We start from the raw sequence: 13804 nt of genomic DNA on the forward strand, positions 1-13804 counted from the left end.
AATGGAAAACAAATTTGACAATCAAGAAAACTCTAATATTAACATACGAGAAGAACTAGAGAAATATTTAGTTCACTGGAGATGGTTTGTATTAAGTGTTTTTATTACTGTAGCTTTAGCTTTCGTTTATTTACGTTATAGCCAGAAGATATATTCTATCAGTACTTCTATCATCGTAAAAGATGAGAAAAGAGGTGGTGGAATAGCTTCTGAAATGGCAGCATTCGCTGACTTAGGGATGTTCTCTGGTGGTAAAAGTAATGTAGAAAACGAGACACAAGTATTACAATCAAGAAGCCTTGCAGAAAGAACAGTTAGAAGATTACAATTAAATATAGCTTTAATCAATAACGATAGATTTGTAAAAAAGGATTTATATGGTAATAGTCCTGTTGCTATCAACTTTGTAGAGCGTGTTTTTGACTTTGATGATATCGAGTATTCATTTATCATTAAAGATAGAACTGAATCATCTTTTCTATTATTAAATGAAGAGGAAGAAGAAATTGGTACTTTTAAATACGATGAGCCTATAACTACTATATTAGGTAAACTTATCGTAACTAAAAACGCTCCTAAAAAAACAGGTACATTAGATGCTCTTAAAAAAGAAGGATCTGAAGAAACTGTAAATGAAATATTAGTACAAATAAAACCTGTACAAAAAGTTGTTGATTACTACGTAAAAGAAGTAAAAATAGCTCCTACGGATAAGTTCTCTACTGTTCTTGAGTTATCATTGTTAAACGCTACACCAGCTAAAGCAAAAGAGTACTTAAATACCTTGATTACTTTATACAATGATGGTGCTATTGCTGACAAACGTTTTATCTCAGAGAAAACTTCAGAGTTTATCGACTCACGTTTAGTTCTTATCACTGACGAATTAGGTGATGTAGAGAAAAACGTAGAAGGATATAAAGCTAGAAATAGCATTACTGATATTCCTACTGAATTAAAAATTCACTTAGAGAATGCTAACGTTTATGAAAAACAGATTATTGAAAATGAAACTGAACTAAAAGTTATCTCTTCATTAATTGAGTTCTTAAAAAACAGCAAACCGAATGAATTACTTCCTGGTAATATAGTATCGACAGATGTTAGCTCTAATAGCTTAATCAATCAATACAACCAGTTAGTATTAGAAAGAAATAAATTAAGTACTAGTACAACTAAACTTAACCCTGCTATCGTAAAATTAGACGACCAAATCAACTCTATGAAAGCTTCTGTATTAGAAAGTCTTTTAAGAGCAGAGAGCAATCTAAAAATTACACGTAGAGAGTTAGCGTCTAAAGAATCTGAATTAAAATCTAAACTATCTCTTGTACCCAAACAAGAAAGAGAGTTCAGAATCATCGATAGACAGCAAAAAGTAAAAGAGGCTATCTACTTATACTTATTCCAAAAAAGAGAAGAAACTGCTATCGCTTTAGCAGCAACAGAACAAAATGCTAAAATAATCGATGTAGCTAAGAGTAGTGATAAACCAGTAGCTCCTAAAAAAGCAATTATCTTATTAGCCGCTCTTATCATGGGAGGATTAATACCATTTGCTTTAATCTACTTACGTAGCTTATTAGATACTAAGGTTAAGACTAGATTAGACATTGAGGAAAATACTCAAGTTCCATTCTTAGGAGATATACCACACTCTAACGATAATTCTAAAATCGTTAATATTGCGAGTAGAACGAGTACAGCTGAAGCTCTTCGTATCATTAGAACGAACCTTGAGTTTATGTTAAGTGGTGTACAAGAAGGTAATGCTAAGATGATATTCTTAACTTCTACATTCCCTAAAGAAGGAAAAACATTTACATCTGTAAATATTGCAGCTACAATTGCATTATCAGGTAAACGAACTCTTCTTATCGGATTAGATATTCGTAACCCAAGATTAGATGATTATATCATGCTTCCTACTAAAGGGGTATCTGACTACTTATTAAGAAAAGAGGACGATATCAACCAGTATGTTGTAAAAATAGATGGTTACGAAAACATGTATGCTTTACCAGCAGGTACTATTCCACCTAACCCTGCAGAATTATTAATGGGAGATAGAATAGGAGATATGTTTGAGACTCTTAAAAAACAATATGACTATATCATTGTAGATACAGCTCCAGTTAGTTTAGTTACAGATACCTTGTTAATTGCAAAATATGCTGATACATTTATCTACGTAGCGAGAGCAAACTACCTAGACAAACGTATGCTTAAATTACCTAATGACTTACACAAAGAAGGTAAACTTCCGAATATGTCAATTATCTTAAATGATACTGAGACAAACAAAGGATATGGTTATGGATACGGATATGGTTATGGATATGGCCAAGATCTAGAAGTAGACAAACGCCCTTGGTGGAAAAAACTAATAAATCTAAAATAAAAACAAAGGTCACTCTTTTATAGGGTGACCTTTTTCATTAATATGATAAAATATTATATCAAAATGTACTAAAACAGAAATATAAAAAGTCTGAATTATCAAATTCGTAATTCAACTCTAAAAAGGGTATTAAGCCTAAACAATAACATACATATTTAGTATATTTGCTATATAAATTTCAAGTTTTAAACAAAATATATTTAACGATAATATTGTTTTCATTTAAAGTAAATAAAAAATGACACAAAAATCTAAAATCCTTTACACGTTTACAGACGAGGCTCCAATGTTAGCTACGTATTCGTTCTTACCTATTGTACAAGCATTTGCTAAAACAGCAAGTATAGATGTTGAAACAAGAGATATATCTTTAGCAGGACGTATTCTTGCAACCTTCCCTGAGTTCTTAAAAGAAGAGCAAAGAATCGGTGATGCATTAGCAGAATTAGGAGAATTAGCTAAGACCCCTGAAGCTAATATCATTAAACTTCCAAACATCTCTGCTTCTATTCCTCAGTTGAATGCTGCTATTAAAGAATTACAAGCTCATGGCTATGCAGTGCCTAACTATACTGCAGATGCTAAGACTGAAGAAGAAAAAGAGATTAAAGCTAAATATGCTAAAATCTTAGGTTCTGCTGTAAACCCTGTGTTACGTGAAGGAAATTCAGATCGTAGAGCTCCTAAAGCAGTTAAAAACTATGCTAAAAAACACCCACACTCAATGGGAGCATGGTCAGCTGATTCTAAAACAAGAGTAGCTTCTATGTCTGAAGGAGATTTTTATGGTAGTGAGAAATCAGTTACTATAGCTGATAACTGTAAATATAAAATCGAATTTGTAGGTACTGATGGTGCTATTAAATTATTAAAAGATTACGCTCCTTTATTAAAAGGTGAAATCATTGACTCATCTGTACTAAATGTAAATAAATTAAAAGCTTTCGTTTCTGAATGTAAAGAAGAAGCAAAAGCAAAAGGTATCTTATTCTCTACTCACTTAAAAGCGACTATGATGAAGGTGTCTGACCCTATCATCTTCGGTGCTGTAGTAGAAGTTTACTTCAAAGAAGTGTATGCTAAATATGCTACTTTATTTGCAGAATTAGGTATTATCCCAAATAATGGATTAGGTGATTTATACGCTAAATTAGCTGGACATGCACAAGAAGCTGAAGTAAAAGCTGCTATCGACGCTGCTATTGCTAATGGTCCTGCTATCGCAATGGTGAACTCTGATAAAGGTATCACTAACTTACATGTTCCTTCTGATGTTATTGTAGATGCTTCTATGCCAGCTATGATCCGTACTTCAGGACAAATGTGGAATGCTGAAGGAAAATCACAAGATACTTTAGCTATCATTCCAGACCGTTGCTACGCTGGTGTATACCAAACTGTAATCGAAGACTGTAAAGCTAATGGTGCTTATAACCCTACTACTATGGGATCTGTTCCTAACGTAGGTCTTATGGCTCAAAAAGCAGAAGAGTATGGTTCTCATGACAAAACATTCCAAGCTGATACAAATGGAGTAATCCGCGTATCTGATGATAAAGGAAATATCTTCTTTGAACAAAATGTAGAAGCTGGAGATATATTCAGAATGTGTCAAACTAAAGATGCTCCTATCCAAGACTGGGTTAAACTAGCTGTTAACCGTTCTCGTTTATCTGATACTCCTGCTATCTTCTGGTTAGATGAGAATAGAGCTCATGATAGAGAAATCATCGCTAAAGTAAATACATATTTAAAAGATCACGATACAACTGGATTAGACATCAGAATCTTAAACCCAGTAGAAGCTACTAAAGTATCTGTAGAAAGAATCCGTCAAGGTCTAGATACAATCTCTGTAACAGGAAATGTATTACGTGATTACTTAACAGATTTATTCCCAATCCTAGAAGTAGGTACTTCAGCTAAGATGTTATCTATCGTTCCATTAATGAATGGTGGTGGATTATTCGAAACAGGAGCAGGAGGTTCTGCACCTAAACATATCGAGCAATTCATCGAAGAAGGATATTTACGTTGGGATTCTTTAGGAGAGTTCTTAGCTCTAGGTGCTTCATTCGAACACTTAAGCCAAACTCAAAACAACCCTAAAGCGATGGTATTAGCTGAGACATTAGACGAAGCTACTGCTAAGTTCTTAGACAATGATAAATCACCTGCTCGTAGAGTTGGATCTATCGATAACCGTGGTTCACACTTCTACTTAGCAATGTATTGGGCTGAAGCATTAGCTAACCAAACTAAAGATGCTGAGTTACAAGCTAAATTTGCTCCTATTGCAAAAGCAATGACTGAAGCTGAAGCTAAAATCAATGAGGAGTTAATCGCTTCTCAAGGTAAAGCTCAAAACATCGGTGGGTATTACCAATCAAATGTAGCTGACACAGCTAAAGCTATGCGTCCAAGCGCTACTTTAAACCAAATTATTGACACTATCTAATATAGCATCGATATACTAAAAAAGGTCATCAGTTAACTGATGACCTTTTTTTATTTTCTCTTTTATTGATCTAGTAAAATCTGGTACTTACGCCCTATTGGCACTTCATCGCCATTCACCAGAATAACTTTAGTCATAAATCGCTCTTTTATACACTCTTTATTTATAATAAAGGAACGATGTACCTGAACGAAGTTATCTCCCGTTAATTCAGTTTTAAACCCTACTAAAGACCCATATACAAAATAGCTCTTGCGTCTGCTTTTAGTAAATATCTTGATATAATTACCAGCACTCTCAATGTAAATAATATCTGATAGTTCAATAAAATAATCAAAACCATCTTCTTTTATCAATACTTTCTGAGCTTCACTCTTACGTATAGTCTCTCTTCTATCTTTACAAAACACCTTTGCTTTTTCTACAGCTTTTAAAAACTTACTGAAAGAAATCGGTTTTAGTAAATAATCAACTGCATCATTCTGATAAGATTCTAAAGCAAAATCTGAATACGCTGTAGTAACAATCGTAGTAGGCTTAGTAGGTAACATTTGTAAAAGCTCTAAACCAGATACTAAAGGCATATTGATATCTAAAAACAAAATATCAACTTCTGTATTTTGTAAAAAAGTTAAAGCTTCTTTTCCACTATAAGCATGCCCTATACATTCTAAATCATCACATTGTTTAATATGACTTAAAAGCACCTGATGTGCAGGCTTCTCATCATCAACTATTAAACATTGGTAGGTAATTCCCATAATTCTAAAGTGGTTTTATAATAATTTTTTGATTTGTTCTTTGTAAATTTATATCTCAACTGAGACACTTCTAATCTTCGCTCAAGATTTAAAAGACCTACTCCTGTTCCACTTTGTAACATTTCGTCAGGTAAACAACTATTTTCTAATTCGAATAACAAATGATTCTCTCTAGCATATCCCCTTAACTTTATAAAAGGGAATTCTGTCTGTAAGGCGAATTTAATAGCGTTTTCTACTAAACTAAAATACAAAAGAGGAGGTACTTGAAACTTCTCAATCTCACCTTCGTATTTAATATCAACTACTAAATCGTTTGTCCTAAACTTATAGTAATTAAAATATTCTTTTAAAAATTCTATTTCTTGATCTAAAGAAACAAACTCTCTTTTGGTTGCTTCTAATTGATATCTCAATAAATGAGATAATTGTAAAATGCGCTCTGGCGTCTCACTAGGATTAGTTAAAGCCTCACCATATAAATTATTCATTGCATTTAAAAGAAAGTGTGGATTTAACTGCATCTTGAGGAAGTCTAATTCAGCTACAGTATTTACCAAACGTTTTTCACGAACTGTAATATCATTGAATACCCATAAGTGAATAAAATAAGTTCCAGAGCCTAAAAACATTAAAAAAATAGTATTTAGTATTTCGCTTAACCAAGAATCAAAACTGTCGATAAACATATTCAACAGTCCTGTACCTATTAAAACAACAATCCAATAAATAGTGAATAATGGTAAGAAAATATTATATCGCTTAGTAATCATATAACGCTTAATCAGTAAGATATTACTAATTAAAATACAGCCATATACTATAAAGAAGGAAGGCACTAACTCTTCCCAAATCTCAGATAATGAGCGATCACTCTTATCTACAGAAGCGACGAATGTAAATACACTAAGAAGTAGAATGATAACTGACGCATTCCTCAACCAAAAATTAGAATAAAATTTCCATAGTGACTTCATAAAAACAAATGTAAAGAATCATAAATAATAACATTCTTGTTTCATTACTATTTATTTGAATGCCATTAAAATAATAACTACTTCATCCACGTTTAATTAAACGAGCAGCAATAATTACTTACCTATTTTTGCATTGAAACATAATAAGATAAACGAATGATTAATCACAAAAAGTTTACCAATTATTTATTGGGACTGAGTTTCTATGTATCTACTATCCCCCTTCATGTACAACATACAATGGCTAATGTCATTAATGAACAAGTACAGACTACACTAAAAGGAAAGGTATTAGATAACAACTCTCCCCTTATAGGAGCTACTGTCTATATAAAAGAACTAGATCTAGCAACTATAACCAATGAACTAGGAGAATTCACAATCTCTCTTCCTTCTGGACAATATACCGTTCAGGTGTCTTATTTAGGTTATACTACTCACCATTCTAAGATAGACACAACTAAAGATAATACATTAAAGATTATCCTAAAACCTGACACTGCACAATTAGACGAAGTAGTCATAGTAAAGAACTCTACAAAAGCAGATATTAGAACACCTGAGATGAGTGTCAATAAATTATCTATAGAAGAAGTTAAGAAAATGCCTGTCGTACTAGGTGAAACAGATGTTTTAAAGTCTATCTTACAACTCCCTGGTGTAACAAATGCTGGAGAAGGAGCGTCAGGATTTAATGTGCGAGGTGGAAGTGCAGGACAGAACCTAGTACTTTTAGATGATGCAAATGTATTTAGCTCTTCTCACCTATTTGGTTTCTTCTCAGTATTTAATTCAGACGCACTTCAAGACATCAAGCTATACAAAGGAGGAATACCAGCTAGATTTGGAGGACGAGCTTCTTCTGTATTAGAAGTGTTCCAAAAAAACGGTAATACTGAGGAGTTTCATGGTACGGGAGGTATAGGAGTTATCTCTAGTAGATTAATGGCTGAAGGCCCTATGCAAAAAGGAAAATCTTCATTCCTTGTAGCAGGAAGAGCTTCGTATGCACATTTATTCCTAAAACTAACAGACAACAAAAACTCTGCTTATTTTTATGATTTAAACACTAAATTGAACTTTGATTTAAACGAAAACAATAAACTTACCTTATCAGGTTATTTCGGACGAGATGTATTTAGTTTTAGTCAGTTATTAAAGAACACCTTTGGTAACTCAATTTTAAATCTTCAATGGCATCATTTATTCTCAGATAACCTAAGTAGTAAACTTACCACTTCATACAGTGACTATGTATATGGCCTAGATATGGAAATAACTAGCTTTAAATGGGATTCTGATATTAAAAGTTACTCATTAAAATATGATCTAACTCATGATATCAATAGTAATCTTCAATTAAAATATGGAATAAGTGGGCTTTACTATGATTTTTCACCAGGAGTAATTAAGCCAACAAAACCAGACTCATCTATTATTTATAAAAAAATAGATTCTAAATACGCTTTTGAAGGAGGTGTATATTTAGAAGCAGAACAAAGTATTGGTCAGCATTTTAATTTAAACTATGGAGCTAGGTTCTCCACATTTACCAATCTAGGAAAAGAGAACATTAATCTATATCAAAACAATCAACCTGTAAGATACGATAGTGAACTAGGCGTTTACAAAATGGCAGATATCATAGGTACCGAATCTTATAGCAAAGGAAAGAGTATTCAAAACTACAATAATTTTGAACCACGATTTGGTATTGCCTACATTATTAATGATGATCAGTCTATTAAAGCTAGCTATAACAGAATGGCTCAGTATCTTCATTTAATGTCTAATACAGCTGCTCCTACTCCATTAGATATTTGGACACCTAGTGGTAAATATATCAAACCAGAACTCGTTGACCAAGTTGCATTAGGATACTTCAGAAACTTTAAAGAAGGGAAATATAGTTTAGAAACAGAGGTTTACTATAAAAAAGGAGATAACAGAGTAGATTATATAGAGGGAGCTCAACTAATAGGTAATGATGCTTTAGAACGCGTAATTCTGACTGGTGAATCTAGAGCATACGGATTAGAACTATTAGTACGCAAGAATCTAGGCAGACTTACAGGATGGGTATCCTACACCTTAGCAAAATCAGAGCAGAGAACACCTGGTAGAACACCAGATGAACCAGGAATAAATAATGGTCAATGGTACAGAACTGCTTATGATAAAACACATGACTTTTCTGTTACGGCTATGTACCAATTAAATAAGAAGTGGGATCTTAGCGCTAGCTTTACCTTACAATCAGGACGACCAACATCTTACCCTGAAGGAAGATATGACTATTTAGGTCAGAGTGTTCCTAATTTTGGGAAAAGAGGAGCTTATAGCCTACCTGCTTATCACCACCTAGATGTATCTGCAACTTATACTCCTACAAAAAACACAACTAGAAAGTGGCAAAGTGAATGGGTATTTGGTATATACAATCTTTATGGAAGAGCTAATGCGGCTTCTATATCATTCCGTGAACACAAAGATCACAGAGGACAGAATGAAGCTGTTAAAATGTCTATTTTCGGAATGGTTCCAAGTGTGACCTATAACTTTAAATTCTAATCAAATGAATATTCTCAAATATATAAGTATACTCTCTATTCTATTATACCTAACTTCTTGTGAGCACGTAATAGATATAGACTTACCAACAGCACCTCCGAGATTAGTTGTTGAAGGTAATCTCGATTTTGATGCCGAAAATAAACAAGATACTATAAGCATCAATCTCTCTTTGACTACAGATTTTTATAATCCCCAAGCACCTAAAGTCCATAATGCAACAGTATGGGTAGAAGATGGTAATGGGAATAAACACCCGTTTAAAGAACTTAATAATACTGGGAGATATATCTCTACCTCTATTAAAAAAGACTTTGTGAAAAATAAATATAAATTACATATAGAATATGACAATGATATTTATGAAGCAACAGAAAGTTTAGTTGAAACTCCAAAAATAGAAAGGTTAGAACAAAGAAGAGAAAAATTCTTTAATGATTACTATTATACAATTAGAATATACTTTCAAGATACTGATAAAGGGGATAACAAACTAAACTATTATTACACTAATTTACTTTGGGAAAATAAAAGACCTGCCTTAAGTGTTCGTTCTAACGAGTTTTCTAAAGGCCAACTAATAGAAGACATTTCTACAGATAAAGACTATAAGCCTGGTGACAAAATACAAATAGACCTACATCAGATCTCTAGAAACTATTATGATTATATGTGGCTTATAAATGATGCGCTAAACAATGGAGGAGGTCCTTTTCAGACACCTATTTCTAAAATAAAAGGAAATGTCAAAAACCTTACTACACCTGATAAAGAAGCACTAGGGTACTTTAGAGTAACTGAGAAGCAATCTATATATCATACGATATTTGAACAACCTAAACCATAAAATAAAAAGCCATCATAAGATGGCTTTTTCTATTTTGATAATAACTCTTTAGCATGAACTAAAGCAGAATCACTAATATCTTTTCCTGATAACATCTGTGCTATCTCTTTCACTCTACTCTCATAGTCTAATAATGTCAATTGTGAAGTAGTCGTTTCGTCATCAGATGTTTTGTATACTTTATAATGTTGCTTCCCTTTTGCCGCTATTTGAGGTAAATGAGTAATGGCAAACACCTGCATATGATTACTCATATCTTTCATAATCACCCCCATCTTATCAGCTACTTCTCCAGAAACCCCAGTATCTATCTCATCAAAAATGATAGTAGGCAAATTAGAATACCTAGCTAATATTGCTTTTATCGCTAACATAATTCTAGACAATTCTCCTCCTGAAGCAACTTTCTTTAGCACACCGAAGTCCATTCCTTTATTAGCTGAGAATAACAATTGTAACTCATCTTTCCCATTAGCTAAAAAGTTCTTGGATACAGTGAAGTCAAACTTAAAGTTGGCATTAGGTATTCCTACTAATGACAATATCTCTAATAGTTGTTTTACTAAAACAGGAACAGCCTTTATTCTCGATTCTGAGAGCTTATCTCCTACTTCATGTAAAACAACACTCAGTTTATCAATTTCTCTTTCTAATGAGCTTATTTTATCGTCTATTCCACTAGCTAGATCTACTTTCTCTTCCAGTTCACTTCTAATAGCTAATAATTCTTCAACAGTAGCTACTTGATGTTTTCTCTGTAAATTATATAGTAATTGTAAGCGATCATTAATTAAATCTAATTGTTCCGGATCAACAGACACATTATCTAGTTGACGTTCTATTTCATCAGACAGATCTTTTAACTCTATTTCTACACTACTAATACGAGTATATAACTCTTCATAATCTTTAGAAATAGTACTCGTTTTCTGTAATAATTGCTTTACCTCTTTTAATCTATAAACCGCTCCTACTTCATCATCTGTCAAAAGATTAATTGATTGTCCAAAGCTTTCTCTTACAAACTCAACATTATTCAGTTTTTCGTACTCTTGTTCTAACTCTTGCTGATTTAATCCATCAAGATTTCCTTGCATTAATTCCTCTAAAAGAAAGGCATTATAATCTTGTTCTTTAATTAAATCCGCCTGCTGTTGTTGTAGGCTTTTTAGTTGAGTTTGAGCTTTCTTATATAATACTAAATGTCCTTTATACTCCTCTAAAATAACACTATTATTTGCGACTGCATCAACAATTTGCATTTGGTAATTTTCATCAGACAACTCCATAGTCTGATGTTGAGAATGTATATCTATCAAATTTTCAGTTAATCGTTGTAAATCAGATAAGTTAACAGGACTATCATTTACAAAGGCTCTAGATTTACCAGAAGGTGATATTTCTCTTCTTATGATAGTTATATCTTCGTACTCTAGTTCTAATACACTAAATAAGTCTTTCAATCCGTATTTACCAATACTAAAGTGACCTTCTATAACACACTTTACTTCTTTATCTTTTAGAGAAGATAGATCTGCACGTTTTCCTTGTAATAAGCCTAATGCACCTAACACAATAGATTTACCAGCTCCAGTCTCTCCAGTAATAATAGAAAAACCATTAGAAAAATCTATTTCTAAGGTATCTATAAGTGCAAAATTTTTGATTGTTAATGATATAAGCATATAACTTAATTTTAGAACTAAAGACTATTCCATTTTAATCCATTTAATGGAGCTAATTTATTCAATAATTCCACTACACGTTTCTTATTTTTATCTGTCACTCCACCATATATTCCTATCAACTCATCCGTTTTAGAATCAAAGAAAACACGTGTAAGAAAAGAATTTGGTCGAGTAGAATTAAAACTTTCTAAAGCCGTTAACGCTTGTAGAATACCATCTCTTCCATCCGCAACATTATCGCTCATTCGATCTAACCCTAAACGGTGATATTTATATAAAGCATCTCTATAAGCATCCCCTACACCTGATGTAAGATCACTAATAAAAGAATATCTAGTGTTGCTACCATCCCCTTGCTTCCATCCTCTATAATTTCCTTGCTGAGCAATAGACGCTATACCATTTGCTGTTTGCAAATAACTACTTCCACCACCTTTGCTAAACGTCTCTGCGTCTAATCCAATAATTAAATTAGCGTAAAAACCAATCAAAGAAGTCAAATTCGAATCGTATGAATTGGGATTGTAATAAAGAGATTCAAACTCAATATAATTAAAAACAATATCCTTATCATTAAACAACAAAACCTGAGTAGAATATCCTGATCCATACACAGGTCTAGATGATTTTATCTGAAGTGTACCTGATACCGTATTATTACCGTAAGTAGTTACATTCAAAAAAAACATACAATCTATCTTCTCCACTGGAGAAAACTTTTTAGATGTCCAACTTGTATTGTTTATAAAGTCTTTAAGTGATTTCTCTAGAGACTTAAAGTAAGCTTGATTACTATTTCCTACTTGGCTATGGTTTACTGTTACTGTTGCATTAAGCTCTTGAGCATAACTACTTAGAACTATAAAAAACGAACCAAAAAGCCAAATAAGTTTATTCATAATGTTTAATTATCTTATATATAATATCCTGAGCTACTTCTTCTTTAGATTTTAATTCCTTAGGTTCTATATTAAAATCTTTATCTATAAAGGTAACCTTATTCGTTGGTTTTCCAAAACCTGCTCCTTCATCTTTTAAAGAATTTAAAACAATTAAATCTAAATTCTTCTTCTTGATTTTAGCTTTTGCATGTTCTATCTCATTTTGAGTTTCTAATGCAAAACCTATTAGGAACTGTTTTTCCTTTATAGCACCTAGTGAAGCTAATATATCAGGATTTTTATCCATTTCTATTATAAACTCTTCACTGTTCTTTTTAATCTTTTCAGTAGCTACTTCTTTAGGTCGATAATCTGCTACTGCAGCAGCGGCAACCACAGCATCCACATCAGCATAATACTGATGACATGCCTCATACATCTCCATAGCAGACATAACCGAGATAACCTTTACTCGTTCATGCGCTATTTTCTGATTGCTAGGACCTGATACTAATACTACATCAGCACCTTGTTTAGCAGCCTCTCGAGCAATATCATACCCCATTTTCCCAGAAGAATGATTACCTATAAAACGCACAGGATCTATAGGTTCGTATGTAGGCCCCGCAGTTATTAATAATTTTCTTCCTTTTAGGGGCAAATTATTTAACAACACATCTTTTACAGTCTGCAAAATTGTCTCAGGTTCAGCCATACGGCCTTTACCAACCAAACCACTTGCTAGTTCACCTTCCTCAGCAGGAATAATAAGATTACCATAACTTTCTAACAAAGCTAAATTACGGTCTGTAGTAGGGTGCACATACATATCTAAGTCCATTGCAGGAGCTACCATAACGGGGCACTTAGCAGATAGATAGATTGCCATTAAGAGATTATCGCAATATCCATTAGCCATCTTCGCTAATGTATTGGCAGTTGCAGGAGCTATGACCATTAAGTCAGCCCAAAGTGCTAAATCAACATGATTATTCCATGTCCCTCCTTCACCAGCATCATTGAAGAAATTTGTATATGCTGGATTCTTTGATAAAGTAGATAAAGTATAAGGAGTTACAAATTGATGAGAAGCAGGTGTCATGATCACTTGGACCTCGGCACCTGCTTTTATAAGTAAACGTACTAAGTGTGCCGTCTTATACGCGGCAATTCCACCAGTTACACCTAGTATTATTTTTTTACCGCCTAAACTTGACATC

Annotated in this window: 9 protein-coding genes; 4 read left to right on the forward strand and 5 right to left on the reverse strand. The window is 33.0% G+C overall.

The features are described from left to right. The first annotated feature begins 1 nt into the window (after position 1). Positions 2–2401, forward strand: a complete 2400-nt coding sequence (locus MPR_RS14455; RefSeq protein WP_041893712.1) for a GumC family protein — start codon at positions 2–4, stop codon at positions 2399–2401. Positions 2402–2639: 238 nt separating this feature from the next. After that, the gene (locus tag MPR_RS14460) at positions 2640–4859 is read left to right on the forward strand and encodes an NADP-dependent isocitrate dehydrogenase (RefSeq protein ID WP_041893715.1); all 2220 of its coding nucleotides are present in this window, start codon (positions 2640–2642) and stop codon (positions 4857–4859) included. A 62-nt stretch (positions 4860–4921) separates the two neighbouring features. On the opposite strand, the gene MPR_RS14465 is transcribed toward MPR_RS14460, so the two are convergent. Further along, complete coding sequence (locus tag MPR_RS14465) at positions 4922–5620, reverse strand: LytR/AlgR family response regulator transcription factor (RefSeq protein WP_041893717.1); 699 nt, start codon at positions 5618–5620, stop codon at positions 4922–4924. Next, positions 5596–6597 carry a sensor histidine kinase gene (locus tag MPR_RS14470; RefSeq protein ID WP_041893720.1) on the reverse strand — a complete coding sequence of 334 codons (1002 nt, stop codon included), beginning with the start codon at positions 6595–6597 and terminating at the stop codon, positions 5596–5598. The genes MPR_RS14465 and MPR_RS14470 overlap by 25 nt, the downstream gene beginning before the upstream one ends. Before the next feature lie 156 nt (positions 6598–6753). Here MPR_RS14470 and MPR_RS14475 point away from each other — a divergent pair, with 156 nt between their 5' ends. Further along, entirely contained in the window at positions 6754–9168 is a 2415-nt protein-coding gene (locus MPR_RS14475) for a TonB-dependent receptor (protein ID WP_041893722.1), read from the forward strand. A gap of 4 nt (positions 9169–9172) precedes the next feature. After that, on the forward strand, positions 9173–10015 hold the full coding sequence (locus MPR_RS14480; RefSeq protein WP_041893724.1) for a DUF4249 domain-containing protein: 843 nt from the start codon (positions 9173–9175) through the stop codon (positions 10013–10015). Positions 10016–10044: 29 nt separating this feature from the next. Here the strand turns inward: MPR_RS14480 and recN are convergent, their stop codons facing one another. From recN to coaBC, 3 genes are read right to left on the reverse strand one after another with little or no spacing between them, the layout of a single operon-like run. Further along, on the reverse strand, positions 10045–11700 hold the full coding sequence (gene recN, locus MPR_RS14485) for a DNA repair protein RecN (RefSeq protein WP_041893726.1): 1656 nt from the start codon (positions 11698–11700) through the stop codon (positions 10045–10047). 17 nt (positions 11701–11717) lie between these two features. Continuing rightward, positions 11718–12602 (reverse strand): type IX secretion system protein PorD, encoded by an 885-nt coding sequence (porD, locus tag MPR_RS14490; protein ID WP_041893728.1) that lies wholly within the window; start codon positions 12600–12602, stop codon positions 11718–11720. Then, positions 12595–13803, reverse strand: coding sequence for a bifunctional phosphopantothenoylcysteine decarboxylase/phosphopantothenate--cysteine ligase CoaBC (gene coaBC / locus MPR_RS14495; protein WP_041893730.1), 1209 nt, complete (start codon positions 13801–13803; stop codon positions 12595–12597). The genes porD and coaBC overlap by 8 nt, the downstream gene beginning before the upstream one ends. Position 13804 lies beyond the last annotated feature (1 nt).

The organism is Myroides profundi (assembly GCF_000833025.1).
Classification (GTDB): Bacteria; Bacteroidota; Bacteroidia; order Flavobacteriales; family Flavobacteriaceae; genus Flavobacterium; species Flavobacterium profundi_A.

What these genes read in the sequence shown, in the direction of transcription:
- MPR_RS14455 (WP_041893712.1), top strand. Translation starts at nt 2, where the DNA reads ATGGAAAACAAATTTGACAATCAAGAAAACTCTAATATTAACATACGA.
- MPR_RS14460 (WP_041893715.1), top strand. Translation starts at nt 2,640, where the DNA reads ATGACACAAAAATCTAAAATCCTTTACACGTTTACAGACGAGGCTCCA.
- MPR_RS14465 (WP_041893717.1), bottom strand. Translation starts at nt 5,620, where the DNA reads ATGGGAATTACCTACCAATGTTTAATAGTTGATGATGAGAAGCCTGCA.
- MPR_RS14470 (WP_041893720.1), bottom strand. Translation starts at nt 6,597, where the DNA reads ATGAAGTCACTATGGAAATTTTATTCTAATTTTTGGTTGAGGAATGCG.
- MPR_RS14475 (WP_041893722.1), top strand. Translation starts at nt 6,754, where the DNA reads ATGATTAATCACAAAAAGTTTACCAATTATTTATTGGGACTGAGTTTC.
- MPR_RS14480 (WP_041893724.1), top strand. Translation starts at nt 9,173, where the DNA reads ATGAATATTCTCAAATATATAAGTATACTCTCTATTCTATTATACCTA.
- recN (WP_041893726.1), bottom strand. Translation starts at nt 11,700, where the DNA reads ATGCTTATATCATTAACAATCAAAAATTTTGCACTTATAGATACCTTA.
- porD (WP_041893728.1), bottom strand. Translation starts at nt 12,602, where the DNA reads ATGAATAAACTTATTTGGCTTTTTGGTTCGTTTTTTATAGTTCTAAGT.
- coaBC (WP_041893730.1), bottom strand. Translation starts at nt 13,803, where the DNA reads ATGTCAAGTTTAGGCGGTAAAAAAATAATACTAGGTGTAACTGGTGGA.